This is a genomic window from Pseudomonas sp. (genome assembly GCF_040514055.1).
Taxonomy (GTDB): Bacteria; Pseudomonadota; Gammaproteobacteria; order Pseudomonadales; family Pseudomonadaceae; genus Aquipseudomonas.
The window spans coordinates 304,393-329,845 of sequence record NZ_JBEVDL010000064.1 but is presented as its reverse complement, the minus strand read 5'-3'; the positions used below and the strand labels follow the sequence as shown (position 1 = coordinate 329,845).

Here is a 25,453-nt window from a genome sequence, read left to right as displayed (position 1 = left end):
CCATGGTGCAACCGGAGTACGGTGCCAGGAATTGCAGCGCAGGAGATTCCGAAGCACTGGCAGCCACGATGATCGTGTTGGCCAGGGCGCCGTTTTCTTCCAGCTTGCGAACCACGTTGGCGATGGTCGATTGCTTCTGACCGATCGCTACGTAGACGCAGAAAATGCCGCTGTTTTTCTGGTTGATGATCGCGTCGATGGCCAGAGCGGTTTTACCGATCTGACGGTCACCGATGATCAGCTCACGCTGGCCACGGCCGACAGGGATCATGGCATCGACAGCCTTGTAGCCAGTCTGTACAGGCTGGTCTACCGACTTACGCCAGATCACGCCTGGAGCAACTTTCTCGACCGCATCGGTCTCGGTGTTGTTCAGCGGACCTTTGCCGTCGACAGGGTTGCCCAGTGCGTCGACTACGCGACCCAGGAGTTCCTTACCAACCGGAACTTCGAGGATGCGGCCGGTGCACTTGGCACTCATGCCTTCAGCCAGAGAGGTGTAAGCGCCCAGTACGACAGCACCCACGGAGTCTTGCTCCAGGTTCAGTGCCATACCGTAAACGCCGCCCGGGAACTCGATCATTTCGCCGTACATAGCGTCGGCGAGACCGTGAATCCGCACGATACCGTCAGACACGCTGACGACTGTGCCTTCGTTTCGGGCTTGGGAGGCTACATCGAGGTTCTCGATGCGGCCCTTGATGATTTCACTTATTTCGGAAGGATTGAGTTGCTGCATTGCTCTGCTGCCCCTTCAAACTCAAGATTTCAATGCTTCGGCTAGTTGCGCGAGTTTGCCGCGAACTGAGCCATCGATAACCAGGTCGCCGGCGCGGATCACGACGCCACCAATCAAGGTGGCATCCTCCGCAGCGTGCAGGCGCACTTCCCGGCCGAGCCGTGCACTGAGAACCTTGGCGAGTTTGTCTTGCTGTTCATCGCTCAATGCAAAAGCACTGGTGACATCCACATCGACGGATTTTTCCTGTTCGGCCTTGTACAGCTCGAACAATTCGGCGATTTCCGGCAACAGCACCAAACGGCTGTTTTCGGCCACTACGTGGATGAAATTTCGTACCTGGGCATCGAACTTGTCACCACACACGTCGATAAACGTGTTGGCTTTATCTGTACTCGTCAGACGCGGAGCTTTGAGCATGCGCTGCAGGGTGTCGTCTTGCGACACCGCCGCAGCCAGGCCGAGCATGGCTGACCAATTGGCCAGTTGCTGGTGGGCCTGAGCGTACTCAAAGGCTGCCTTGGCGTAAGGTCGGGCCAGCGTGGTCAGTTCTGCCATGATCGCGCCCTCGCTTAAATTTCGGCTGCCAGTTTCGCAACCAGCTCCGCATGCGCATTTTGGTCGATGGAAGCGCCCAGAATCTTCGCGGCACCGCTGACGGCCAGGCTACCCACTTGGGCACGCAAGGCGTCTTTGACGCTGTTCAGTTCCTGTTCGATCTCGGCCTGAGCCTGAGTCTTCAGGCGCTCGCCTTCGACACGTGCCTGATCGCGAGCTTCGTCGACGATCTGGGTAGCGCGCTTCTTGGCTTGCTCGATGATTTCAGCGGCCTGAGTCTTGGCTTCGCGCAGTTGCTGACCCACTTTCTCGTGGGCCAACTCCAGATCACGCGCCGCACGACTGGCAGCGTCCAGACCCTCTGCAATCTTCTTTTGACGATCCCGCAAAGCCGTGATGACCGGAGGCCACACGAACTTCATGCAGAAAAGCACAAAGATGAAGAAGGCAACGGACTGGCCAATCAGGGTTGCATTAATGTTCACGCCAACACCTCGCTCGTTCGTTGTCCATCACACCAATCAACTCGAAAATTCGAGTGATTAGCCAGCGAGCTGACCAACGAAGGGGTTCGCGAAGGTGAAGAACAAAGCGATACCAACACCGATCATGGTCACGGCGTCGAGCAGACCCGCCACGATGAACATCTTCACTTGCAGCATCGGAACCATTTCCGGTTGACGCGCCGCGCCTTCCAGGAACTTGCCGCCCAGCAGGCCGAAACCAATGGCGGTACCCAGGGCACCCAGGCCAATCAGCAGTGCAACGGCGATCGCGGTCAGACCAACTACAGTTTCCATCTTTCCTCCCGACTTTTACGTCGTATTGGTTAAGGTTTTAAAGGTGAAGCGGTAAAGCGAAAATCGATTGAATCTGCCCTCGCGGGCCCCATCGAGTCTTCCCAGCCGCGCCGTACAGGCCGCGGCAGGGCGTTCTTAATGGTTATCTTCGTGGGCCATCGACAGATAAACGATGGTCAACATCATGAAGATAAAGGCCTGCAGGGTGATGATCAGGATGTGGAACACCGCCCACGCCCACTGCAGCACCACGCCCAGGCTGCTGAGCCAGAGCAGACCGCTGCCGAACATCACGGCGATCAGGATAAACACCAGCTCGCCCGCATACATGTTGCCGAACAACCGCAGCGCCAGGGAAATCGGCTTGGCCACCAGGGTCACGAATTCCAGCAGGAAGTTGATCGGGATCAGCAGGATCTGCACGGCGATGTTCTTGCTGCCGAACGGGTGCAGGGTCAGTTCGCCGAGGAAGCCGCCGATGCCCTTGACCTTGATGCTGTAGAAAATGATCAGCGCGAACACCGACAGGGCCATGCCCAGGGTCGCATTCGGATCGGTGGTCGGTACGGCGCGGAAGAAAATGTGCTCGTTGCCGGTGGCCCACATCGCGGCATGCGGGATCCAGTCGACCGGGATCAGGTCGATGGCGTTCATCAGGAAGATCCAGACGAAAATCGTCAGCGCCAGCGGGGCGATCAGCGGGTTACGGCCGTGGAAGGTGTCTTTCACGCTGCCGTCGACGAACTCGACCATGACTTCGACGAAGTTCTGCAGGGCACCGGGTTGGCCGGAGGTGGCTTTTTTCGCCGCCATGCGGAATACCAGGACGAAGAGCACGCCCAGGAGTACGGACCAGCCCAGGGTGTCGACGTGGAAGGCCCAGAAGCCCATTTCCTTGGCTTCCAGCGCGGTGTGGGCAAAGCCCCACTCGCCGTTGGCCAGTCGCCCGAAAGTCAGGTTCTGCAGGTGGTGCTGGATATAGCCCGAAGCGGTTTCTGCTGCCATGGTTGCCTCAAACGCCCTAAGGTCTCGAAAGTCTTGTTTTAATCAGCAGGGGAGCGAACCAGTTGACCAATTGGGTCAACACGAAGACACCGAATACCGCCAGCGCCTCCAATGGCTTCACGCCTGCAAACGTTAGTGCAAAAAGCACTGCCGTCAGAATTAATTTGCCCGCCTCGCCGGCGTAAAACGACCGGACTATGGCCTGGGCGGCCCGCGCCCCACTGAAGCGAAACGCCTTGTACGCAAAATACAGGTTGGGTAACCAGGCGATCAGCCCACCGCACAAACCAGAATAACCGGACACCGTGCCCAATAGCTGCCACAAAACGACAGAGGCGATTAACAACACGACGCCCTGGGCCAGCAAGACCGGAAACACCGGCCAGCGGCGGAAAGACAGGCGGTTTGGCGTACGCACCTCCATCTTCCTTTCCCCCTGCGCCGTCGGCTGCCTTAAATCACTGAATTGGCATAGTTTGTGCCGACAAAATGCGCGCAGAGTATAGGGGCGCATCCCCCCCGGTTCAACTGCCAGGTAGTGATTTCTGGCGACCCGCTACACGCCCAATTGTTTCAGCGGATGTGGGCCAGTACCCCTTGCAACTCGTCCAGCGAGTTGTAGCGGATCACCAATTGGCCCTTGCCCTTCTGTCCATGCTTGATCTGCACCGCAGAGCCCAGGCGCTCAGCCAGGCGCTGCTCCAGGCGGGCGATATCCGGGTCCACTTTAACCTCGGTTACCGGCTTGGTCTGGGTACTCAACCACTGGCGTACCAGTGCCTCGGTTTGGCGCACGGTCAGCCCGCGTGCGACAACATGTCGCGCCCCTTCAGTCTGTTGTTCGGCCGGCAGGCCGAGCAGCGCCCGGGCATGCCCCATCTCCAGGTCGCCATGGGACAGCAGGATCTTGATCTCTTCGGGCAGGGCGATCAGGCGCAGCAGGTTGGTGATGGTGACCCGCGATTTACCCACCGCCTCGGCCACTTGCTGCTGGGTCAGCTGGAATTCCTGCTGCAAGCGCTGCAGGGCCACCGCTTCCTCGATCGGGTTGAGGTCTTCGCGCTGGATGTTCTCGATCAGCGCCATGGCGATGGCCGCCTCGTCCGGCACGTCGCGGACCATGGCCGGAATCTTGTCCAACCCCGCCTGCTGGCTGGCCCGCCAACGGCGTTCGCCGGCAACGATCTCGAAGCGCCCGCCGCCGATGGGGCGGATCACGATCGGCTGCATCACGCCCTGGGCGCGAATCGACTGCGCCAGTTCCTCGAGCGCGGTGGCGTCCATGTCGCGGCGCGGCTGGTACTTGCCGCGCTGGATCAGGTCCAGGGGCACGTACTGCAACTCGCGGGTATCGACCTGCAGCGCCTCTTCCTGCAACGCGGTGACACTGGTGCCCCCCAACAGGGCATCCAAGCCGCGTCCCAGCCCTCGTTTTTTGACAGCCATGGAAATCCTTATGCGGTTGCGGTTGGCGCACTGCTGCGCTGGCGGCGAACCAGTTCGCCGGCCAGCGCCAGGTAGGCGATGGCGCCGCGCGATTGTTTGTCGTAGACCAGCGCCGGCATGCCGAAACTCGGCGCTTCGGCCAGGCGCACGTTACGCGGGATCACCGTGTGGTACAGCTGTTCGCCGAAATGCGCCTGCAGTTGGGCGGACACATCGTTGGTCAGGCTGATGCGCGGGTCGTACATCGTGCGCAGCAGGCCCTCGATCTTCAAGGTCGGATTGAGCAACTTGCCGATGCGCTGCACGGTGTTGACCAGGTCGGACAGGCCTTCCAGCGCGTAGTACTCGCACTGCATGGGGATGATCACCCCGTCCGAGGCGACCAGCGCGTTAACCGTGAGCATGCTCAGGGCCGGCGGGCAGTCGATCAGGATGTAGTCGTAGTTCTCGCGAATCGGCGCCAAGGCCTGGCGCAGGCGGTTTTCCTTGAAGTCCATGTCCAGCAGGCTGACTTCGGCGGCGGTCAGGTCGCGGTTGGCCGGCAGCAGCTGGTAGCCCCCGTGCTCGGAAAACTGCATGGCTTGCACCAGGTCGCATTCGCCGATCAGCACGTCGTAGATCGAATGTTCCAGGGCATGCTTGTCGATGCCGCTGCCCATGGTCGCGTTGCCTTGGGGATCCAGGTCGATCAACAGCACCCGGCGTTTGGTCGCCACCAGCGAGGCCGCCAAATTGATGCAGGTGGTGGTCTTGCCCACGCCGCCTTTCTGGTTGGCGATCGCGAATACCTTAGCCATGGCGATGCGTTTCCCTGCTCATAGAGTGCGCCGCAGTATCAGCAAATGCCGTTGGCCTTGGCAACCGGGAACCTTGAGCACCTCGGTGGCCTGCAGACGAAAATCCGCCGGCAATGCCTGCAGTTCGTCGTCCGGGTGCACGCCCTTCATGGCCAGCCATTGGGTCTGCCCGTCGCCGAGGTGACGGGTCCAGTTGCTGAAGTCTTCCAGGGCGCTGAAGGCCCGCGAGACGATGCCGTCGAACGGCTGCGGCGGCTGCAGTTGCTCGACCCGGCTGTGGATAACGTCCAGGTTGGCCAGTTTCAGTTCGAGTTTGACCTGGGTCAGGAAGCGGGTTTTCTTGCCGTTACTGTCCAGCAGGGTGAACTGCCGCTCGGGAAACAGGATGGCCAAGGGCACACCGGGCATACCGCCGCCGCTGCCGACATCCAGCCAGCGACTACCGCCTGCCGCGACGAAGGGCGCCACACTGAGGCTGTCGAGCAAGTGCCGCGACACCATCTCGTCCGGATCGCGCACCGCGGTGAGGTTGTAGGCCTTGTTCCATTTGACCAGCAGCGCCAGATAGGCCAGCAGCAGGCTGTGCTGGGCCTCGTTCAGCACGACGCCCAGCGTTTGGGCACCTTGGGACAGTTCTTCGGCATGGGAGCTAGTAACCTGACTCATCCGGCGTTCTGCTCCAGCTGGCGACCCGCGCCACGTTTTTTCAGGTGAATCAGCAGCAAGGAAATAGCGGCCGGGGTGACGCCGGGGATACGCGAGGCCTGGCCCAGGGTCTGCGGCCGGCTCTGGCCGAGCTTGGCCTGGATTTCCTTGGACAGCCCGGAAATGCCGCTGTAGTCGATGTCCTCGGGCAAGCCGGTATCTTCACTGGCACGCAGACGGGCAATTTCATCCTGCTGGCGGTCGATGTAGCCGGCGTACTTGGTCTTGATCTCGACCTGCTCGGCCACCTGCGGATCGTCCGAACCGGCACCGGTGATCGCGATCAGCCCGGCATAGTCGATCTCCGGGCGGGTCAGCAGGTTGAGCAGGTTGTACTCGTGGGTCAGCGGGGTGCCGAACCGTTCGGCGATCGCCGCCCCCTGGGCCGTGCCCGGTTGTACCCAGGTGCTTTTCAGCCGCTGTTCTTCCAGCGCGATGGCCTCGCGCTTGGCGCAGAACGCCGCCCAGCGGGCATCGTCGACCAGGCCCAGCTCGCGGCCTTTTTCGGTCAGGCGCAAGTCGGCGTTGTCTTCGCGCAGGATCAGCCGGTATTCGGCCCGCGAGGTGAACATCCGGTAAGGCTCCTGGGTACCCAGGGTGATCAGGTCATCGACCAGCACCCCGATGTACGCCTCGTCCCGCCGCGGGCACCAGCTGTCCTTGCCCTGGGCACGCAGGGCGGCATTGGCCCCGGCCAGCAAGCCTTGGGCACCGGCCTCTTCGTAACCGGTGGTGCCGTTGATCTGTCCGGCGAAGAACAGGCCTGCGATGACCTTGGTTTCCAGGCTGTATTTCAGGTCGCGCGGGTCGAAATAGTCGTATTCGATGGCGTAGCCCGGTCGCACGATATGGGCGTTTTCCATGCCACGGATCGAACGCACCAGCTCCAGCTGCACATCGAAGGGCAACGAGGTGGATATGCCGTTCGGATACAGCTCGTGGGTGGTCAAGCCTTCGGGCTCGATAAACACCTGGTGGCTGTCCTTGTCGGCGAAGCGGTGGATCTTGTCTTCGATCGAGGGGCAGTAACGTGGGCCGATACCTTCGATCACCCCGGAATACATGGGTGAGCGGTTGAGGTTGGCGGCGATGATCTCGTGGGTGCGCGCATTGGTGTGGGTGATCCAGCAACTGACCTGGCGCGGATGCTGCGCCTGGTTGCCGAGAAAAGACATCACCGGAATCGGCGTGTCACCCGGCTGTTCGGTCATCACCGAATAGTCCACCGAACGGCCGTCGATGCGCGGCGGCGTGCCGGTCTTCAGGCGACCGACCCGCAGCGGCTGCTCCCGCAAACGCTGAGCGAGTGCGATGGACGGTGGATCCCCGGCGCGGCCGCCGGAATAGTTCTGCATGCCGATGTGGATAAGTCCGCCGAGGAAGGTACCGGTGGTCAGCACCACCGACTCGGCGAAGATCCGCAGGCCCATCTGGGTGACCACGCCTTTCACGCGATCCTGTTCGACGATCAGGTCGTCGCAGGCCTGCTGGAAGATCCACAGGTTTTCCTGGTTCTCCAGCACTTCGCGGACCGCTGCCTTGTACAGGATGCGGTCAGCCTGAGCACGCGTGGCCCGTACCGCCGGGCCCTTGCGGCTGTTGAGCACCCGAAACTGGATACCACCCAGATCAGTGGCGTGAGCCATTACTCCGCCGAGGGCGTCGATTTCCTTGACCAGGTGGCTTTTGCCGATGCCGCCGATCGCCGGGTTGCAGCTCATCTGCCCCAGGGTTTCCACGTTATGGGTCAGCAGCAGGGTTTTGACACCCATGCGTGCGGCAGCGAGCGCAGCTTCAGTGCCGGCATGGCCACCACCGATCACGATCACATCAAAACGGGAAGGGAAATCCACCACGCACCTCGTGCCTGTTGAGAATTGGGGGAGGCTTTTTTCAGGAAAAGCGGAAAGCCGGCAAGTATAGGCACTTCGCTGAGGTGAAAGAAGCCTTTTGAACAAAAAATAGCCAATGGCCGTTCCAGCGTTTGAGCGTCGGTTAATAAGAGATATATGAATGAATTTTTATAAAGCTTTGTTTTTATGTTTATTACTTATAAGCCGGTTTTCTGTGGATAGATGGCTGCAGCCCAGACAGTATGGTCTGTACAGAGCTGTATAAGGCTGTGCCCAGGTACGCCAGAGGGGTCTGGATAAGCGACTTAAGCCTGTGGATGAAAGCGTAGGTTATCCACAGAGGGCATTATCCTCAGCTTTACCCCCCGCTTATCGACCGGGCTTAGACCCACTTTTCCACAGGGCTTAGACGTGCACCTTTCTCCTTGAACGAGCGGGAAAGTCCTTGGGACTAGATGGGATGGTGGGTGCCGGGGGATTCCAGTAAACGTTGGAGTGCACGACAGCATCGGATGGGCCTGGTTTTGTCCACCGGGTGGGCAGGAATTGGCGGCCTTGACTGTGCATAAGCCTGAGATGGCTTTGCGAAGAGGGCGAAGCCCTTATCCACACCAGCATTGGGCACCTGTCCGGGAGCTCAGAGGTGATAACCGAGATATCACTCACGGCTAGGCTCGCTGAGGTGCTCTAAACCTGGGCAATGCGGGCTGTACATATTCTGATCGCTGTTCCCGAACCCTAGTGCTACCTGCTCTGGAGCCAGGGCCAAACAGCTTATCCACAGCACCATCCACGGCAATCGGGGATAACCCGGTCCTCCTATGTGGATAACCGAAGGGGGCAGCAGCAGATTTCGCCATGGTGCAGCAGGGCCTAGCTTGGATTTTCTCCTGCAGCACCGCTGCATGGCCTAAGTCGGAACTTTTAAAGGCATAGCCTAAAAAATGATCGATAAGCGCCAGCCCCCGTCGTTGCTGGGGTGGGGAAAGGGCTTAACAGTTTATCCACAGGCCTGTCCAGACTAAACGGGGATAAGACGGCATGGCTCGTTCGATACAGTGAATAATCAGGGGCTCTGTCGGTCGACCTGCCGCGGCCCTCTACAGCAGAAGCCCTGTCCTATCGGCTGCGGCTCGGCTGGTTAGAAAACCAGCAAGGTCCACCAAGGCCCGTCATGGCTGGGCTGCATAAAGCGCCAAACAGCTTATCCACAACCCCATCCACGTTATACGGGGATAATTGGATGAGTATGTGCCCTGCTGTGAATAACCTAAAAAACAGCTGTTCCACAGAGGGGCCAAGGTTCTGGGAACCGCAGGCATTTCTCGGGCGGGGCGAGTGGCAGCTCTGAGCGTTAGTTTTCAGCCGGGTGGCACCGTGGATCGGTGTAATGCCGGGGTGCTGCACTGAAGCACCTCGTAAACCTGCAAGCTTTTGCAGGTGCGCACCACTTGTCCACAGCCAGTACTGACGGCCTCGCATCAGTTCCGCAAATAAACGGATGCCGTCGAGGCCCCGTGATACGGGGCCTGGGTAACTGGTTGTACAACTTATCCACAGATCGAAGACGGGCAGGAGGTTATGGACAGACGATTTTGAGGGCGCTTATGCATAACCCTTACCTTGGTCCCTGGGTATTCGGTCGTAAGCATTTCGGGCATGGGCCAGTGCGCTGTACAAAAAACGATCTAAGTCAGGAAGGCCGCGGCATCGCTGGGCTGGAACAAGGCGTGTACAGTTTATCCACAGGCTCATTAAGCATTAATGGGGATAATAGCGGCTGCATATCCATGGTGTTGTGAATAACCCCGTCTGGAGGCATCGAGATAGAGTCCCAGCTGCCTAAGGTGCAATCAGCAGGGTTACTTCAACAATTTGGGGTAAAGCAGTGTCGTTGAGTTATCCACAAGAGGCTGGCCATTCGGCAATGACAAAATAGCGCTGTGCAGGATTGACCAGAGTCGATCGTCCATAACCAGGGGCCCATGCCCGCTTCTACGCCGGACTCCAGCACGGCCGTCGCCATAACGTTCAGGGCACCCTCCAGCCCCGTTATACCCGCGTAGGCGGACACCACCGAAGCTCAAGGAAGCGGCCACCCACAACAAGGGCTACCCGCAAGGCGCCAACACTGGCGCCTGTGGATAAGTAAGCGCGACACACAGCGTGTTGCAGCTGTTACTTGCCGATGCAGAAGCTGGAGAAAATTCGCCCGAGCAGGTCGTCGGAGCTAAAGGCGCCGGTGATTTCACCCAGGGCCTGTTGTGCCAGGCGCAAATCCTCGGCCAGCAACTCGCCGGCGCCGGCCAGGGTCAGCTGGGCATGGCCATGCTCGAGAAATGCACCAGCCTGGCGCAGGGCTTCCAGGTGGCGGCGACGGGCGCTAAAACCGCTTTCGGCGGTCTGTTCGTAGCCCATGCAGGCTTTTAGGTGGTCGCGCAGCAGCTCCAGGCCCGCGCTGGATTTAGCCGACAACGCCAGGGTAACGTGACCATCGGCGCAACTGTCCAGGCCCACCGCTTCGCCGCTCAGGTCGACCTTGTTGCGAATCAGCGTGACCTTGGCCGGGTCGGGGCGCTGGTCGAGGAACTCCGGCCACAGGGCAAAGGGATCTTCGGCCTCTGGCGCGGTGGCATCCACCACCAGCAGGATGCGGTCGGCCTGGGCGATGGCCTCCAGCGCGCGGGCCACGCCGATGCGTTCCACCTGGTCCTGGGTGTCGCGCAGTCCGGCGGTGTCGACCACATGCAGCGGCATGCCGTCGAGATGAATATGCTCGCGCAGTACATCCCGGGTGGTGCCGGCGACATCGGTGACGATCGCCGCTTCGCGCCCGGCCAAGGCATTAAGCAGGCTGGACTTGCCGGCATTCGGTCGTCCGGCGATGACCACGGTCATGCCTTCGCGCAGCAACGCACCTTGCCCCGCTTCGCGCTGCACGCCGGCCAGGTCGGCACGCACGCTATCGAGCAGCCCAAGGACATGGCCATCGGCGAGAAAGTCGATCTCCTCCTCGGGGAAGTCGATGGCCGCCTCGACGTAAATGCGCAGGCTGATCAGGCGTTCGGTCAGGCCGTGGACACGCCGGGAGAACTCGCCCTGCAGCGAGCGCAAGGCGTTGCGCGCCGCCTGCTCGGAACTGGCTTCGATCAGGTCGGCGATGGCTTCGGCCTGGGCCAGGTCCAATTTGTCGTTGAGAAAGGCCCGCTCGCTGAATTCACCCGGACGGGCCAGGCGTGCGCCAAACGCGAGGCAGGCTTTGAGCAGCAGGTCGAGCACCACGGGGCCGCCATGCCCCTGCAGTTCCAGCACATCTTCGCCGGTAAAGGAGTGAGGTCCCGGAAAATACAGGGCCAGGCCCTGATCGAGTACCTGGCCGTGGGCATCGCTGAAGGGGCCATAGTGGGCATAGCGTGGCGTGAGGTGGCGTCCACTGACGGCCAGGGCGATGCTGCTCGCCAGCGGGCCCGAGACCCGCACTATGCCGACCCCGCCACGGCCTTGGGCGGTGGCAACGGCGGCGATGGTGTCTTGAACGTTGGACATGGCTCGCTCGTCAAAAAAATAGGCCCGTAGCACGCTACTCGCTGGGTCAGCGCCAAGGCCCTGCCACCCAAATTAGCCGGTCAGTGGCAGCTCGAGTGCGGCGCTCGCCGCCTGTGGATAACCTTGGGTTGCCTCTAGCTGGCCGTTAAAATCCACTCAACAAAACGCCCCACGAGGGGGCGTAATGTGATTACCGGTCAGGTTGCCAAGTGCCCTGCTTAGGCAGGCACCTTCTTGGCAGCCGCTTCGATCTTGCGGGTAATGTACCACTGCTGGGCGATGGACAGGCAGTTGTTGACCACCCAGTACAGCACCAGGCCAGCCGGGAACCAGAGGAAGAAGAAGGTGAAGATGATTGGCATCAGCTTCATCACCTTGGCCTGCATCGGGTCCGGCGGCGTCGGGTTCAGCTGCTGCTGGATAAACATGGTCGCGCCCATGATGATCGGCAGGATAAAGAACGGATCCTTGATCGACAGGTCGGTGATCCAGAACATCCAGGGGGTCTGGCGCATTTCCACGCTTTCCAGCAACACCCAGTACAGCGCCAGGAACACTGGCATCTGCACCAGGATCGGCAGGCAGCCACCCAGCGGGTTGATCTTCTCTTTCTTGTACAACTCCATCATCGCCTGGGACATTTTCTGGCGATCGTCGCCATGCTGTTCCTTCAGTGCCGCCAGCTTGGGTGCCACGGCGCGCATGCGGGCCATGGACTTGTAGCTGGCTGCCGACAGCGGGAAAAAGGCCAGTTTGATGATGATGGTCAGTACGATGATCGACCAGCCCCAGTTGCCCAGCAGCTCATGGATATGCCCCAACAACCAGAAGATCGGTTGGGCGATAAACCACAGAATGCCGTAGTCGATGGTCAGTTCCAGACCTGGCGACAGGGTTTTCAGGTGCTCCTGGCTTTTCGGGCCGGCATACAGGGTAGCGCTGGTCTGGCCCTGCTCACCCGGTGCTACGTTCAGCGCCGGGCCGGTAAAACCGATGATGTAGTTACCCTTGCTGTCCTTGCGGGTCTGCACGGTGTTGGCATCGTTCGCCGAGGGAATCCAGGCGGTCACGAAGTAGTGCTGCAACCAGGCGACCCACCCCCCCTGCACCTTTTCCGTGAGCGGTTGTTTGTCGATGTCTTTCATCGATACTTTCTTGTACGGCTCTTCCTGAGTCCACATGGCCGCGCCCAGGTAGGTGGCGGTGCCGGTGGCGGTACTGGAAGACGGGTCGCTGCTGGCATCACGCTTGAGCTGAGCGAACATGCCGCCGGTCCAGGCCGTCGGGCTCTGGTTGTCGATCAGGTAGGTCACTTCCACCTGGTAACCGTCGGCATTGATGCAGCCGGTTTTGCGCTGCTGCTGTTCCTTGCCCGAACACTGCGGGTTCAAGCCACGCTTGAAGCTGAAACGCTTGATGTAATGGATCCCGTCCTGGGTCAGCGTCAGGTCGACTACCAGTTTGTCCTGGCCTTCGCCCAGCTGATAGGCCTGTTTCGGACTGCTCCACAGCGCACGCTTGTCTCCGGTATCCGGGGCATTTTTGCCGGTCAGGCCGCTTTGCGCCAGGTAGGTACGCTCGCCGCTTTTTTCGAACAGCTGGAAGGGCACGTCAGGACGGTCCTGACGACGCGGGTACTGCGGCAGCATCAACTCGACGATATCGCCGCCCTGCGGATCGATGGCCACTTCCAATACGTCGGTTTTGACCCGGATCGGTGCATTGCTGCTCGCAGCCGCACTGGCGACCGGCGCGCTGGGGCTGGCCGTCTCGGCACCCTCGAGATTGGGCACATCATCGTTGGTCGCGGTCGACAAGGTCGGCGTATCCGGCAACGCCGGGGTGGCGCTGCTGGCAGCGACACTCTGAGTCGGCAGGGCGGCTTGGCCATAGTCCTGGTTCCACTGGAGAACCATCATGTAGGACACGACTGCCAGGGCGACGATCAGGATCGAGCGTTGGATATCCATGATTATTCGGCCATCGAAGAGGAACGGGATATGGGTGGAACCGGGTCGTAACCACCGGGATTCCACGGGTGACAACGACCGAGCCGGCGCAAGGCCAGCCAGCCGCCCGTCAGCAGGCCATGTTGTTCGATGGCCTCCTGAGCGTAACAGGAGCAGCTGGGGTAAAAACGACAATGACTGGCCATCAAGGGACTGATGGCATAGCGGTAAAACCGGATCGGAACGATCGCCAGTTTACGCATGGGGATTGTCGGTCACCCCAATTCCGGCGGCGACTTGCGGACCAGGCCGGCTGCGAGCCAGGCGCTTCCAGAGTTTGCCGAACTGTTGAATCAGTTCGGGGTTGTCCAGATCGCCTAGCCCCTTACGGGCGACTATCACGATGTCCCAGCCGACCAGGTCATCCTGGTTAAGCCTAAACGTTTCGCGTACCACCCGTTTGATGCGGTTGCGCTCAACCGAGAGCTTGACGCTCTTTTTACCTATGACCAAACCCAGGCGGGAGTGCTCGAGGTCGTTGTTGCGCGCCAGCAGCAGGACGTTCTTGCCCGGCACCTTGCCGGAAGGCGAATCGAAGACCGCAGAAAATTGCCGGGGTGTGAGCAGACGCTTTTCCCGACCGAAGCCTCGATTCACCGCCTGTGCCGAATCAGACTGCCAGACGCTTACGGCCCTTGGCGCGACGACGCGACAGGACGGCGCGGCCGTTCTTGGTGGCCATGCGGGCACGGAAGCCGTGGGTGCGAGCGCGTTTGATGGTGCTGGGTTGGAACGTGCGTTTCATGGTGCGATACCTGGAGGGTCGACTACGGGCCGGAATGGCCCCCGGTTTTAAGAGACCGGCGATTCTAGAGAAAGCCGCGTGTCAGGTCAATTTCCAACCAGCATTTTCCTTGTCGGCCCTTTTCTTATCGAAGGGGCATAAGAAAATAAATTAAGAAGATATTTAAATCTTTTTAGTGATGTTTATAACTCTTATAGGAGCGATTTTCTGTGGATAAGGTGCTGCAGCCCACGTGGTTAGTGGTCTACAGCGATCGGCAAGGGTGTCCATAGGCCGTGCGGCGGCTGTGGGAGGACAGCGCATAAGCTGGGGACAGAACGGTCTTTTATCCACAGCAGGGTTATCCACCGTTTGTCGGCAGGGGTTATGCGCAGCCCTGAGGCGCAGTTATCCACAGGGCTTGTTCCATACCCCGGCGTGTCCGGCAAAAGTGCCTAAGTAACTGAATTACCGGTGCGAAGGCCACGCTTCATGTGGATAACTCCCAGGCCGCTGGGTACAATGGCGGCTGTTTTTTGCCTCGCCGTATTGCGATTTAGGGGATGTCCGTGTCCGTGGAACTTTGGCAGCAGTGCGTGGATCTTCTGCGTGACGAGCTGCCGGCTCAGCTATTCAACACCTGGATCCGCCCTTTACAGGTCGAAGGCGACAGCGCCGAGCTGCGTATCTATGCACCCAACCGCTTTGTCCTCGACTGGGTCAACGACAAGTACCTGGGGCGTTTGCTCGAACTGCTGGACGAACGCAGTGAAGGCCAGGCGCCAGCGCTGTCCTTGCTGATTGGCAGCAAACGCAGCACAGCGCCCCGTGCCCCGCTGAATAACCCGGCTCCCGGGCCGTCCAGCGCAGCGTTGCAGACCTCGTCTGCCGTCATCGCGGCCCCGCCGCGCAACGAGACACCGCAGCCGAGCAATGAACCCTCGCGTTCGAGCTTCGACCCCATGGCCGCTTCCCACTCGCAGCCGCAGACGGTGCGCACCGAACGCTCGGTCCAGGTCGAAGGCGCGTTGAAGCACACCAGCTACCTGAACCGCACCTTTACCTTCGAGAATTTCGTCGAGGGCAAGTCCAACCAGCTGGCCCGTGCCGCCGCCTGGCAGGTCGCGGACAATCCCAAGCACGGGTACAACCCCCTGTTCCTGTACGGCGGCGTTGGTTTGGGTAAGACGCATTTGATGCATGCGGTGGGCAACCATCTATTAAAGAAGAACCCCAATGCCAAGGTGGTCTACCTGCATTCGGAGCGCTTCGTCGCGGACATGGTCAAGGCTCTGCAGCTGAACGCCATCAACGAATTCAAGCGGTTTTACCGTTCGGTCGATGCGTTGCTGATCGACGACATTCAATTTTTCGCCAAGAAGGAACGCTCTCAGGAGGAGTTTTTCCACACCTTCAACGCCCTGCTTGAAGGCGGCCAGCAGGTGATCCTCACCAGCGACCGTTATCCCAAGGAGATCGAAGGCCTGGAGGAGCGCCTGAAGTCGCGCTTCGGCTGGGGCCTGACCGTGGCGGTCGAGCCGCCGGAGCTGGAAACACGGGTGGCGATCCTGATGAAAAAGGCCGACCAGGCCAAGATCGAGTTGCCCCACGATGCGGCGTTTTTTATCGCCCAACGCATTCGCTCCAATGTCCGCGAACTGGAAGGCGCGTTGAAGCGGGTGATCGCCCATTCGCACTTTATGGGACGCGACATCACCATCGAGCTGATTCGCGAGTCACTCAAGGATCTGCTGGCGCTGCAGGATAAACTGGTCAGCGTCGACAATATCCAGCGCACGGTGGCCGACTACTACAAGATCAAGATCTCCGACCTGCTGTCCAAACGACGTTCCCGTTCAGTGGCCCGACCGCGGCAAGTGGCCATGGCCCTGTCCAAGGAACTGACGAACCACAGCCTGCCGGAAATCGGCGACGCCTTCGGCGGCCGCGATCACACCACGGTATTGCACGCCTGTCGTAAGATTGCTGAATTGAAGGAATCCGATGCGGACATCCGCGAGGACTACAAGAACCTGCTGCGTACGCTGACTACCTAAACCGCAGCTCCATAGGCAAGGGACGAGACCATGCATTTCACCATTCAACGCGAAGCCCTGTTGAAACCTCTGCAACTGGTCGCCGGCGTCGTCGAGCGACGCCAGACCTTGCCCGTGTTGTCCAACGTCCTGCTGGTGGTTCAAGGGCAGCAGCTGTCATTGACCGGTACCGATCTCGAGGTCGAACTGGTGGGGCGCGTGACCCTGGACGAACCCGCTGAACCGGGCGAGATCACGGTACCTGCGCGCAAGCTGATGGATATCTGCAAAAGCCTGGCGAACGATGCGCTGATCGACATTCGGGTCGACGAGCAGAAACTGGTGGTCAAGGCCGGTCGCAGCCGCTTTACCCTGTCGACCCTGCCGGCCAATGACTTCCCCACCGTCGAGGAAGGTCCAGGTTCGTTCACCTTCGAACTGCTGCAGGGCAAACTGCGCCGTCTGATCGAACGCACCAGTTTCGCCATGGCCCAGCAGGACGTCCGTTATTACCTCAACGGCATGCTGCTGGAAGTGCAGACGGGCCTGTTGCGCGCGGTGGCGACCGACGGCCATCGCCTGGCCATGTGCTCCATGCAGGCGGCGATCGAACAGGCTGAAAAGCATCAGGTCATAGTGCCGCGCAAGGGTATCCTCGAGCTGGCCCGGTTGCTCACCGAGCAGGACGGTACGGTCAGCATCGTTCTGGGCCAGCACCATATCCGCGCCACCACCGGCGAGTTCACCTTCACTTCCAAGCTGGTGGATGGCAAGTTCCCCGACTACGAACGCGTCCTGCCCAAGGGCGGCGACAAGCTGGTACTGGGCGATCGTCAGGCGCTGCGCGAAGCCTTTAGCCGCACGGCCATCCTGTCCAACGAAAAGTACCGGGGCATTCGTTTGCAGCTGGTCGCCGGCCAGTTGAAAATCCAGGCCAACAACCCCGAGCAGGAAGAAGCCGAGGAAGAGATCGCGGTGGATTACAACGGCGGCAGCCTGGAGATCGGCTTCAACGTCAGCTACCTGCTCGACGTACTGGGCGTGATGACCACCGAGCAGGTTCGCCTGATTCTGTCGGACGCCAACAGCAGCGCTCTGGTGCAGGAATCCGACAACGACGATTCGGCCTACGTCGTCATGCCGATGCGCCTCTAAGCGTCCATGTCCCTCAGTCGTGTCACGGTCACCGCGGTGCGCAACCTGCATCCGGTGACGCTCCACCCCTCCCCGCGTATCAACCTCCTTTCCGGCGATAACGGCAGCGGCAAGACCAGCTGGCTGGAAGCCGTGCACCTGCTGGGCCTGGCCCGGTCCTTCCGCAGCCTGCGGCTCAATCCCGTCATTCAATACGAGCAACCGACCTGCACGGTGTTTGGACAGGTGGAGCTTGGCGACGGGCGACATAGCAGCCTGGGTATTTCCCGCGATCGTCAGGGCGAGTTGCAGATCCGCATCGATGGGCAGAACGCGCGCAGTGCGGCGCAGCTGGCCGAGACCCTGCCGTTGCAGCTGATCAACCCGGACAGCTTCCGCCTGCTCGAGGGCGCGCCGAAGATTCGCCGGCAGTTCCTCGACTGGGGAGTGTTCCACGTGGAACCTCGCTTTATGCCCGCCTGGCAGCGCCTGCAGAAGGCCCTGCGGCAACGAAACTCATGGCTGCGTCATGGTACACTGGACCCCGCGTCACAAGCGGCCTGGGACCGCGAGCTGTGCCTGGCCAGCGATGAAATCGACCAGTATCGACGCGCCTATATCCAGGCGCTCAAGCCGGTGTTCGAACGCACATTGAAAGAGCTGGTGGCACTCGAGGGCTTGTCCCTGAGTTACTACCGGGGCTGGGACAAGGAGCGTGAGTTGGGTGAAGTGCTCGCTAGCGCCCTGTCCCGTGATCAGCAACTGGGCCATACCCAAGCAGGTCCCCAACGGGCCGATTTGCGTTTGCGGTCAAACGGCCATAACGCCGCGGAAGTACTTTCCCGTGGCCAGCAGAAGCTGGTGGTTTGCGCGCTTCGCATCGCCCAGGGACACTTGGTCAGCCAAGGGCGACGTGGACAATGCATCTACCTGGTGGATGACTTGCCCTCCGAACTGGATGATCAGCACCGGCGCGCGCTCTGTCGCTTGCTGGAAGAATTGAACTGCCAGGTGTTTATCACCTGCGTAGACCTTGAAGTACTGAAGGACGTCTGGCGCACGGATACGCCGGTCGCCATGTTCCACGTGGAACATGGCCGTATCACCCAGACCCACGACCATCGGGAGTAAGGCATGAGCGATAACCAAACGTACGACTCGAGCAGCATCAAGGTGCTGAAAGGGCTTGATGCCGTACGCAAACGTCCCGGCATGTACATCGGCGACACCGACGATGGCTCGGGGCTGCACCATATGGTGTTCGAGGTGGTCGACAACTCCATCGACGAGGCCTTGGCCGGGCACTGCAACGACATCTGCATCACCATCCACCCGGACGAATCCATCACCGTGCGCGACAACGGTCGTGGCATCCCGGTGGATGTGCACAAGGAAGAAGGCATCTCCGCCGCCGAGGTCATCATGACCGTGCTGCACGCCGGCGGTAAGTTCGACGACAACTCCTACAAGGTCTCCGGCGGTCTGCACGGTGTGGGTGTGTCGGTGGTCAACGCCCTTTCCGAGTTGCTGCTGCTGACCGTTCGCCGCAGCGGCCATATCTGGGAACAGACCTATGTGCACGGTGTGCCCCAGGAACCGATGCGCATCGTCGGCGACTCCGACAGCACCGGTACCCAGATCCATTTCAAGCCCTCGGCCGAAACCTTCGCCAATATCCACTTCAGCTGGGACATTCTGGCCAAGCGCTTGCGCGAACTGTCCTTCCTCAACTCGGGGGTCGGTATCGTCCTGAAGGACGAGCGCAGCGGCAAGGAAGAGCTGTTCAAGTACGAGGGAGGCCTGCGCGCCTTCGTCGAATACCTGAACCAGAACAAGACCGCGGTCAATCAGGTGTTCCATTTCAACGTTCAGCGTGACGACGGCATCGGTGTTGAAGTCGCGCTGCAATGGAACGACAGCTTCAACGAAAACCTGCTGTGCTTTACCAACAACATTCCCCAGCGCGATGGCGGCACCCACCTGGTGGGTTTTCGCTCGGCGCTGACGCGTAACCTGAACAACTACATCGAGCAGGAAGGCCTGGCCAAGAAGCACAAGATTGCCACCACCGGCGACGATGCACGGGAAGGCCTGACCGCGATCATTTCGGTTAAGGTACCGGACCCCAAATTCAGCTCCCAGACCAAGGACAAGCTGGTCTCCTCCGAGGTCAAGACCGCGGTTGAGCAGGAAATGGGCAAGTACTTCTCCGACTTCCTGCTGGAGAACCCGGCGGAAGCCAAGGCCGTGGTTGGCAAGATGATCGACGCCGCCCGCGCCCGTGAAGCCGCGCGCAAGGCCCGGGAAATGACCCGCCGCAAGGGCGCCCTGGACATCGCCGGCCTGCCGGGCAAACTGGCCGACTGCCAGGAAAAGGACCCGGCGCTGTCCGAGCTCTATATCGTGGAAGGGGACTCCGCGGGCGGCTCTGCCAAACAGGGCCGTAACCGCAAGACCCAGGCCATCCTGCCGCTCAAGGGCAAGATCCTCAACGTCGAGCGCGCGCGTTTCGACCGGATGATTTCCTCCCAGGAAGTGGGCACCCTGATTACCGCGCTGGGCTGCGGTATCGGGCGCGATGAATACAACATCGACAAACTGCGCTACCACAACATCATCATCATGACCGACGCCGACGTCGACGGCTCCCACATCCGCACCCTGCTGCTGACCTTCTTCTTCCGTCAGTTGCCGGAGCTAATCGAGCGCGGCTACATCTATATCGCCCAGCCGCCGTTGTACAAGGTCAAGAAGGGCAAACAGGAGCAGTACATCAAGGACGAGGAAGCCCTGGAAGAGTACATGGCCCATTCGGCCCTGGAAGACGCCAGCCTGCACGTCAACGAGAGCGCTCCGGGCATCTCCGGTGGCGGCCTGGAGCGGCTGGTTAACGACTACCGCATGGTGATGAAGACCCTCAAGCGCCTGTCGCGCCTGTACCCCATGGAGCTGACCGAGCACTTCGTCTACTTGCCGCGAGTCAGCGTTGAGCAACTGGCCGACCAGGGCGCCATGCAAGGCTGGCTGGACCTGTTCGACGTGCGCCTGCGTGAGGTGGAAAAATCCGGCCTGGTGTACAAGGCCAGCCTACGTGAAGACCGTGAGCGCCACCTGTGGTTGCCGGAAGTCGAGCTGATCTCCCACGGGGTGTCGAGCTATATCACCTTCAACCGCGACTTCTTCGCCAGCAACGACTACAAGACCGTCACCAGCCTGGGCGATCAGCTCAACAGCCTGCTGGAAGACGGGGCTTACATCAAACGGGGCGAGCGCAAGAAACCGGTCACCCGCTTCAAGGACGCCCTGGAATGGCTGTTGACCGAAAGCACCAAGCGCCACTCCATCCAGCGTTATAAAGGGCTGGGCGAGATGAACCCGAGCCAGCTGTGGGAAACCACCATGGACCCGGACGCGCGCCGCATGCTCAAGGTGACCATCGAGGACGCCATTGGCGCCGACCAGATCTTCAACTGCCTGATGGGTGACGAAGTGGAGCCGCGTCGCGAGTTTATCGAGGCCAACGCCCTGGCGGTGTCGAACCTGGATTTCTGATCCAGTCGTTCACGGCAGTTAAAAAGCCCGGGGATGCCAATCCGCCGGGCTTTTTTTATCGGTAACCGTAAGGAAGCAAAGGACGACAGCCGCGCGCCGAAATGCGCCCTGAGGCCGGCTCCAAGCCTGGGCACGCACAGCTGCTGGGAAGCGTAAGCAACTAAACCGCCAGAAAATCCTTGTACTGACCCATTTTTGTGGTGAACAAATCAGGACGGCTCCAGCATCCCTTCCAGCTCCCGAGCCCGGCGCTGGGTGGTCTCGAGCACGCAACTGGCACTGATGATGCTGTCGACGCTGCCGCCAGTGGCGCCTTCATAAAAAGCGCAGCTGGCGTCGCGGTACTGCAGCCATAGCCGTTGGATATCCCGCAGCTGGGTCTTGCGGGCCGGCTCCAGGGTCTTGCCAACGGCCTGGTAGGCGGCATTCAAGCGGTTATCCTGCACTTTGAGTTCATCGTCGATGCAGTCGAGCATGCCGGCGGTGGTGTCGCCCAAGGCTTCCATGCAGTGCGAATAAGCCGTGGAGGCTTCCTCGTCGTCCGCATGGCCGCCGATCGGCAGTGCCGCGAAGACGGCGGTCAGCAGTACAGCAAACAAACGGCCCATAACGACTCCTCAAGCACCCTGGTAGTGGCTTGTGCAGGTGCATAAGCCCTGGGCGGTAACGCGCAGATCCACCGTTGTTCACCATAACGCGCCGCCGTCGAGATTTCACTGTTAAGCGGTAGCCACTTCACGCCTCTATCGGCAAACAGAACTCCACCTGCCCTCGCCCACCGACCGGATCGAAATCCTCGCTGCAACGCACCAGCTCCGGACGGTCGCCAACCGGGTAACCCGACTGCGGCAACCAGTGCTGCCAGATATGCTCGATGCTGTCACGCAGCTCGGCGATATGCCCGGGGTGTTGGAACACCGCGTAACGGCCGGCGGGTACCTTGAGCCGCTGCCAGGACGCCGGTAGACCCTCCAGGCGCGAGACCTCGATGCCGGCCAGGTAATCGAAGCCACCTTCGTCGTCGCGCTCGCTGCATACGCCGTAGACGCAACCGTCGACGCGGTTGGGCACTGCGCCAATCCGGGGGGTGAAGCGTTGCCAGAGCCGCGGAATGTTTTGCCGGGTCCCATAGCTCAAGCGTTCTCCCAGCCCACCAATCAGCAAGGCCCCCAGGTGTTCCAGCCTCGGCGGTGGCAATGCCACCGGCGGACGCCGCTCCAGGTTGAACGGCTCCACCAGTCGCAGGGTGTCCAGGTTGCCCTGGGCCCGCAGCGCTTCCGGGGTCAGGTCGAAGTGCTCGCGAAACGCCCGGGTAAAGGCTTCATGGGAGCCGTAACCGGCACCCAGCGCCAGGTCGAGGATGCTCTGCGTACTTGCCGAACCGGCGGCCAGTGCCCTCGCCGCCTCGCTCAGGCGGCGGGCACGGATATAGCGCATGACCGAATAGCCGGTGCTAAAGCCGAACAGCCGCGCCAGACTGAAGCGCGACAGCCCGCTGAACTGGGCGATGCCGTCCAGGCTAAGTTCGCTGGCGAGCTGGCTTTCGATCAACCAAAGCGCTTTGCCGATGGGGTTCATAGCGGTACTCGCACAGTAGGGGGATGGCCAGTATGGGAGAGCGGCCAGCGCGGCATTTGATCGCCGTTGCAGGGGGGCAATTCGGCAATTCTGCGGTACCCATGGATCATCTCAAGGCTGCGCAGGGGGCGGCTACCGGCGTCCGACCACTCCCGGCGTCATACCCGCGGAGGCGGGTAACCAGGGCCCGTATAACAAGGGTACCTTGGGCATGGTTGGGCGCCCTCGCCTGCCTGAAAAGCCCCGGGAAATTCGTGTGCCCTGGGCCTCTAAGCAGGGCGACACGACGGGAGCATAGATGGCGGGCTGGCACTAAATGTGGCAGTGGTATGGGCCCCTATGAGGGCTGCTCGACCCAGACAAAGTGCTCGGCGGTGAGTTCGCGTTCACCTTGCCAGCGGTAGGCGCAGAGCTTGCCCGGGCCCTTGCCTGTCAAGGGATCGTTGGCGGCGATACTGTAGTCCAGGCAAGCGATAGAGCGGCTCAAGGGCGCCGGGGTGCCACTTAACCAATAATGGCCCACGAACAGCGGCTTTTCGCCGTCATATCCCGGCAGCACATCCTCGGGCACGGGAGTATGAGGCAGGCTGGCGATCACCTCGGCGGGCGCCATGGCCAGGTCGCGGTAGGTCAGGTGCTGCGACCACCAGCGAGTGCGAATATGGTTGCGCAGGTGCCCGTCCTTGTCGGCGTAGTGGACGCCCTCCGGCAGCGGCACCTCCAGGCCCTTGAGTACGGTCTCCAAGGCCCGGAAGGCCAAGCTGCCCTCTGCGGTCAGGGCCGGCCAGGCATCGGGCAGGATACGTTGCCGATCGTCCAGATACGGCTGCAGCTGCGCGAGATAGAGCGGATGCCAGCACGCATGCACCACGCGCAGCCCATCCAGGTCCAGATACAACGGCAAGCTTTTGAACCACTCGATGGCGTCGCGGTGGGCCGCGGAGCCCTCCTCCAGTTGCGTCAGGAAGGCCTGATGCTGCTGGCGATTCTTGGCGCTGTGCGGTCGCAGGTATTCTGCCTGGCGAACCGGATCGACGCTGGCCCAGGCCACGGCATTGAACTCATGATTGCCCATCACGGCTTGCGCACGCCCGGCGTTCACCATATGGCGAACGATCACCAGCGTTTCCCGTTGCGCCGGACCGCGGTCGACAAAATCGCCGAGGAAAATCACCTGGCGATCCGGATGGCCCCAGGTGCCGTCGCGTTCGGCGTAACCCAGCCGACGCAACAGCCTGACGAGCGGATCCGCGTAACCATGGATATCACCAATCAGGTCATACATGGGCAGCTCTACCTTGGCCTAGTCGCACCGCGAGGGGCCGTGCACCAACGGATGGAAAAACTTATGCACTTTTTGGCGCCAGCCGACTGTCGTCCTGACAGCCCCGTGACGCGGGGGCTTGACCGACCAAAAGGTTGGTCAAACGGCAGACTGTCCACAGCTTATCCACAGACGCCGGACTTTACTGGCGGCTACTTTAAGGCAGTGTCGCGAGCGGACTAGGACGGTTCGGTCAACGAGCTGGCTGCGCCCGGGGATTCGACGTTCGAGAGTCGGCGCTGCGTCTGTTCCACCCAGTGGAAGGCGCGATCGTTCAGCTCGGCGATGGCCCTCGGGCCGCTGCCCTGGGCATGCATCAGCGGGCCTATGACCACCTGGATGGTACCGGGAATTTTCGTCCAACCCAGTTTTGGCCAGAACTCGCCGGCATTGTGGGCGACAGGCAGCACCGGCCGGCCGGCATTGACCGCCAGGGCCGCGCCGCCGCGGGAAAACTTGCCGATCTGGCCGACCGGAATGCGCGTGCCTTCGGGGAACACCAGGATCCAGGCGCCTTTTTCCAGGAACTCATTGCCCCGTTTGGCCAGTTGCTTGAGGGCTGCCTTGGGGTTGCTGCGGTCGATGGCGATGGGGCGCAACATGGCCATGGCCCAGCCAAAGAACGGCACGAACAGCAACTCGCGTTTGACCACCTGGCTCAAGGGTTCGAAAAATCCACAGAGAAAAAACGTTTCCCAGGTGCTCTGGTGTTTGGCCAGGATGACGCAGGGGCGCTGAGGGATGTTTTCCAGGCCGCTAACCTCGTAACGGATGCCGGCCACCACCTTGGCCAGCCAAACCGCCAGGCGGCACCAAGTCTGGATCACGAAACGGTAACGCGCCCGGAACGGCAGGAAAGGGGCGACGAAGACACTGACAATGCACCAGACAAACGAACTGGAAGACAGCAACAGGTAAAAGAGAAGGGTTCTGAAGACCTGCAGTGTCGACATGGAAGAATTTACCCTAGTGAAGAAGATGGGCGGCAACTGCCGCCAGATCGTCGAATACCAAGGTACCTTCTGGCAAGCGCTGGTCCAGGGTCCGTTGGCCTTTACCGGTCTTAACCAAGACTGGCTGACAATCGACGGCCACGGCGGCCTCGAGGTCACCGCGGCTGTCGCCGACAAACCAGATGCCCGCCAGGGGTTGGTCGTAATGCGCGGCGATTTGCAGCAGCATGCCCGGTCGGGGCTTGCGGCAGGCACAGCCTTCATCGGGACCATGGGGACAATGGACGATCAAGCCCACCTCACCGTCCTGTTCGGCCACCAGTGCCTCAAGCCGCCGGTGCATGGCCTCCAACGCCGCCAGGTGGTAATAACCGCGCGCCAGGCCGGACTGGTTGGTGGCGACCGCCACGGTCCAGCCGGCACGGCTGAGGGCTGCGATGGCGTCGATCGAGCCGGGGATGGGGATCCACTCCTCGACCGATTTGATATAGGCGTCGGAGTCCTGGTTGATCACCCCGTCGCGGTCGAGAATCAGCAGTTTCATCACTCAGCCTCAAATCGTAGGATGGGTTAGCCGCGCCGCGGTGTAACCCATGCTGGTGGGAGGTGCCCGCCCGAGCGTCGGTAAAACACCGGCCAGCCCAGCCGCAAGGGCCGTAGGATGGGTTAGCCGCGCCGCGGCGTAACCCATGCT

The 25,453-nt window shown here is 60.9% G+C and carries 24 protein-coding genes; 4 read left to right on the top strand and 20 right to left on the bottom strand.

Going from position 1 to position 25,453, the window contains the following annotated elements:
* From ABWY06_RS16275 to rpmH, 15 genes are all read right to left on the bottom strand, one after another.
* A partial coding sequence (locus tag ABWY06_RS16275) for a F0F1 ATP synthase subunit alpha (protein ID WP_502948213.1) occupies positions 1 to 739 on the bottom strand: 739 nt, incomplete at its 3' end.
* Between the two features lie 21 nt (positions 740 to 760).
* Complete coding sequence (locus ABWY06_RS16270) at positions 761 to 1,297, bottom strand: F0F1 ATP synthase subunit delta (RefSeq protein WP_353926598.1); 537 nt, start codon at positions 1,295 to 1,297, stop codon at positions 761 to 763.
* A gap of 14 nt (positions 1,298 to 1,311) precedes the next feature.
* Complete coding sequence (locus tag ABWY06_RS16265) at positions 1,312 to 1,782, bottom strand: F0F1 ATP synthase subunit B (protein ID WP_353926597.1); 471 nt, start codon at positions 1,780 to 1,782, stop codon at positions 1,312 to 1,314.
* 57 nt (positions 1,783 to 1,839) lie between these two features.
* Positions 1,840 to 2,097 (bottom strand): F0F1 ATP synthase subunit C, encoded by a 258-nt coding sequence (gene atpE, locus ABWY06_RS16260; protein WP_002555987.1) that lies wholly within the window; start codon positions 2,095 to 2,097, stop codon positions 1,840 to 1,842.
* Positions 2,098 to 2,232: 135 nt separating this feature from the next.
* Positions 2,233 to 3,102 (bottom strand): F0F1 ATP synthase subunit A, encoded by an 870-nt coding sequence (gene atpB / locus ABWY06_RS16255; RefSeq protein WP_353926596.1) that lies wholly within the window; start codon positions 3,100 to 3,102, stop codon positions 2,233 to 2,235.
* Positions 3,103 to 3,118: 16 nt separating this feature from the next.
* Positions 3,119 to 3,526, bottom strand: coding sequence for a F0F1 ATP synthase subunit I (locus tag ABWY06_RS16250; protein WP_353926595.1), 408 nt, complete (start codon positions 3,524 to 3,526; stop codon positions 3,119 to 3,121).
* A 149-nt stretch (positions 3,527 to 3,675) separates the two neighbouring features.
* The gene (locus ABWY06_RS16245) at positions 3,676 to 4,548 is read right to left on the bottom strand and encodes a ParB/RepB/Spo0J family partition protein (protein ID WP_353926594.1); all 873 of its coding nucleotides are present in this window, start codon (positions 4,546 to 4,548) and stop codon (positions 3,676 to 3,678) included.
* An 8-nt stretch (positions 4,549 to 4,556) separates the two neighbouring features.
* The gene (locus tag ABWY06_RS16240) at positions 4,557 to 5,345 is read right to left on the bottom strand and encodes a ParA family protein (protein WP_353926593.1); all 789 of its coding nucleotides are present in this window, start codon (positions 5,343 to 5,345) and stop codon (positions 4,557 to 4,559) included.
* An 18-nt stretch (positions 5,346 to 5,363) separates the two neighbouring features.
* Complete coding sequence (rsmG, locus tag ABWY06_RS16235; RefSeq protein ID WP_353926592.1) at positions 5,364 to 6,011, bottom strand: 16S rRNA (guanine(527)-N(7))-methyltransferase RsmG; 648 nt, start codon at positions 6,009 to 6,011, stop codon at positions 5,364 to 5,366.
* Entirely contained in the window at positions 6,008 to 7,903 is a 1,896-nt protein-coding gene (gene mnmG / locus ABWY06_RS16230) for a tRNA uridine-5-carboxymethylaminomethyl(34) synthesis enzyme MnmG (protein ID WP_353926591.1), read from the bottom strand. The genes rsmG and mnmG overlap by 4 nt, the downstream gene beginning before the upstream one ends.
* A gap of 2,178 nt (positions 7,904 to 10,081) precedes the next feature.
* A complete protein-coding gene (gene mnmE, locus ABWY06_RS16225; protein ID WP_353926590.1) occupies positions 10,082 to 11,449 on the bottom strand; it encodes a tRNA uridine-5-carboxymethylaminomethyl(34) synthesis GTPase MnmE in 1,368 nt (455 codons plus the stop codon).
* Between the two features lie 218 nt (positions 11,450 to 11,667).
* A complete protein-coding gene (gene yidC / locus ABWY06_RS16220) occupies positions 11,668 to 13,419 on the bottom strand; it encodes a membrane protein insertase YidC (protein ID WP_353926589.1) in 1,752 nt (583 codons plus the stop codon).
* A 2-nt stretch (positions 13,420 to 13,421) separates the two neighbouring features.
* Positions 13,422 to 13,661: a membrane protein insertion efficiency factor YidD gene (yidD, locus tag ABWY06_RS16215; RefSeq protein WP_353926588.1), complete on the bottom strand. Its 240-nt coding sequence runs from the start codon at positions 13,659 to 13,661 to the stop codon at positions 13,422 to 13,424.
* A complete protein-coding gene (rnpA, locus tag ABWY06_RS16210; RefSeq protein WP_353926587.1) occupies positions 13,654 to 14,055 on the bottom strand; it encodes a ribonuclease P protein component in 402 nt (133 codons plus the stop codon). The genes yidD and rnpA overlap by 8 nt, the downstream gene beginning before the upstream one ends.
* Positions 14,056 to 14,068: 13 nt before the next feature.
* A complete protein-coding gene (gene rpmH, locus ABWY06_RS16205; protein ID WP_002551315.1) occupies positions 14,069 to 14,203 on the bottom strand; it encodes a 50S ribosomal protein L34 in 135 nt (44 codons plus the stop codon).
* Between the two features lie 548 nt (positions 14,204 to 14,751).
* Between rpmH and dnaA the strand changes: the two genes are divergently transcribed.
* From dnaA to gyrB, 4 genes are read left to right on the top strand one after another with little or no spacing between them, the layout of a single operon-like run.
* Positions 14,752 to 16,239, top strand: a complete 1,488-nt coding sequence (gene dnaA / locus ABWY06_RS16200; RefSeq protein ID WP_353926586.1) for a chromosomal replication initiator protein DnaA — start codon at positions 14,752 to 14,754, stop codon at positions 16,237 to 16,239.
* A gap of 30 nt (positions 16,240 to 16,269) precedes the next feature.
* Positions 16,270 to 17,373: a DNA polymerase III subunit beta gene (gene dnaN / locus ABWY06_RS16195; RefSeq protein ID WP_353926585.1), complete on the top strand. Its 1,104-nt coding sequence runs from the start codon at positions 16,270 to 16,272 to the stop codon at positions 17,371 to 17,373.
* Positions 17,374 to 17,379: 6 nt separating this feature from the next.
* Positions 17,380 to 18,483 (top strand): DNA replication/repair protein RecF, encoded by a 1,104-nt coding sequence (gene recF, locus ABWY06_RS16190; RefSeq protein WP_353926584.1) that lies wholly within the window; start codon positions 17,380 to 17,382, stop codon positions 18,481 to 18,483.
* Positions 18,484 to 18,486: 3 nt separating this feature from the next.
* Positions 18,487 to 20,904 (top strand): DNA topoisomerase (ATP-hydrolyzing) subunit B, encoded by a 2,418-nt coding sequence (gene gyrB, locus ABWY06_RS16185; RefSeq protein WP_353926583.1) that lies wholly within the window; start codon positions 18,487 to 18,489, stop codon positions 20,902 to 20,904.
* Between the two features lie 209 nt (positions 20,905 to 21,113).
* On the opposite strand, the gene ABWY06_RS16180 is transcribed toward gyrB, so the two are convergent.
* The 5 genes from ABWY06_RS16180 to gmhB all read right to left on the bottom strand — a co-directional run bounded on the left by ABWY06_RS16180 (position 21,114) and on the right by gmhB (position 25,303).
* Positions 21,114 to 21,512, bottom strand: coding sequence for a lysozyme inhibitor LprI family protein (locus ABWY06_RS16180; protein ID WP_353926582.1), 399 nt, complete (start codon positions 21,510 to 21,512; stop codon positions 21,114 to 21,116).
* Between the two features lie 127 nt (positions 21,513 to 21,639).
* Positions 21,640 to 22,482: a GyrI-like domain-containing protein gene (locus ABWY06_RS16175; RefSeq protein ID WP_353926581.1), complete on the bottom strand. Its 843-nt coding sequence runs from the start codon at positions 22,480 to 22,482 to the stop codon at positions 21,640 to 21,642.
* A gap of 337 nt (positions 22,483 to 22,819) precedes the next feature.
* The gene (locus ABWY06_RS16170; protein WP_353926580.1) at positions 22,820 to 23,767 is read right to left on the bottom strand and encodes a metallophosphoesterase; all 948 of its coding nucleotides are present in this window, start codon (positions 23,765 to 23,767) and stop codon (positions 22,820 to 22,822) included.
* A gap of 218 nt (positions 23,768 to 23,985) precedes the next feature.
* A complete protein-coding gene (locus tag ABWY06_RS16165) occupies positions 23,986 to 24,759 on the bottom strand; it encodes a lysophospholipid acyltransferase family protein (RefSeq protein WP_353926579.1) in 774 nt (257 codons plus the stop codon).
* Between the two features lie 13 nt (positions 24,760 to 24,772).
* Complete coding sequence (gene gmhB / locus ABWY06_RS16160; RefSeq protein ID WP_353926578.1) at positions 24,773 to 25,303, bottom strand: D-glycero-beta-D-manno-heptose 1,7-bisphosphate 7-phosphatase; 531 nt, start codon at positions 25,301 to 25,303, stop codon at positions 24,773 to 24,775.
* Positions 25,304 to 25,453 lie beyond the last annotated feature (150 nt).

Excerpts from the sequence above, each read along its gene's own strand:
- ABWY06_RS16270 (WP_353926598.1), bottom strand. The coding sequence starts at position 1,297 with ATGGCAGAACTGACCACGCTGGCCCGACCTTACGCCAAGGCAGCCTTT.
- atpE (WP_002555987.1), bottom strand. The coding sequence starts at position 2,097 with ATGGAAACTGTAGTTGGTCTGACCGCGATCGCCGTTGCACTGCTGATT.
- atpB (WP_353926596.1), bottom strand. The coding sequence starts at position 3,102 with ATGGCAGCAGAAACCGCTTCGGGCTATATCCAGCACCACCTGCAGAAC.
- ABWY06_RS16250 (WP_353926595.1), bottom strand. The coding sequence starts at position 3,526 with ATGGAGGTGCGTACGCCAAACCGCCTGTCTTTCCGCCGCTGGCCGGTG.
- ABWY06_RS16245 (WP_353926594.1), bottom strand. The coding sequence starts at position 4,548 with ATGGCTGTCAAAAAACGAGGGCTGGGACGCGGCTTGGATGCCCTGTTG.
- ABWY06_RS16240 (WP_353926593.1), bottom strand. The coding sequence starts at position 5,345 with ATGGCTAAGGTATTCGCGATCGCCAACCAGAAAGGCGGCGTGGGCAAG.
- rsmG (WP_353926592.1), bottom strand. The coding sequence starts at position 6,011 with ATGAGTCAGGTTACTAGCTCCCATGCCGAAGAACTGTCCCAAGGTGCC.
- mnmE (WP_353926590.1), bottom strand. The coding sequence starts at position 11,449 with ATGTCCAACGTTCAAGACACCATCGCCGCCGTTGCCACCGCCCAAGGC.
- yidC (WP_353926589.1), bottom strand. The coding sequence starts at position 13,419 with ATGGATATCCAACGCTCGATCCTGATCGTCGCCCTGGCAGTCGTGTCC.
- yidD (WP_353926588.1), bottom strand. The coding sequence starts at position 13,661 with ATGCGTAAACTGGCGATCGTTCCGATCCGGTTTTACCGCTATGCCATC.
- rpmH (WP_002551315.1), bottom strand. The coding sequence starts at position 14,203 with ATGAAACGCACGTTCCAACCCAGCACCATCAAACGCGCTCGCACCCAC.
- dnaN (WP_353926585.1), top strand. The coding sequence starts at position 16,270 with ATGCATTTCACCATTCAACGCGAAGCCCTGTTGAAACCTCTGCAACTG.
- recF (WP_353926584.1), top strand. The coding sequence starts at position 17,380 with ATGTCCCTCAGTCGTGTCACGGTCACCGCGGTGCGCAACCTGCATCCG.
- gyrB (WP_353926583.1), top strand. The coding sequence starts at position 18,487 with ATGAGCGATAACCAAACGTACGACTCGAGCAGCATCAAGGTGCTGAAA.
- ABWY06_RS16180 (WP_353926582.1), bottom strand. The coding sequence starts at position 21,512 with ATGGGCCGTTTGTTTGCTGTACTGCTGACCGCCGTCTTCGCGGCACTG.
- ABWY06_RS16175 (WP_353926581.1), bottom strand. The coding sequence starts at position 22,482 with ATGAACCCCATCGGCAAAGCGCTTTGGTTGATCGAAAGCCAGCTCGCC.
- ABWY06_RS16170 (WP_353926580.1), bottom strand. The coding sequence starts at position 23,767 with ATGTATGACCTGATTGGTGATATCCATGGTTACGCGGATCCGCTCGTC.
- ABWY06_RS16165 (WP_353926579.1), bottom strand. The coding sequence starts at position 24,759 with ATGTCGACACTGCAGGTCTTCAGAACCCTTCTCTTTTACCTGTTGCTG.
- gmhB (WP_353926578.1), bottom strand. The coding sequence starts at position 25,303 with ATGAAACTGCTGATTCTCGACCGCGACGGGGTGATCAACCAGGACTCC.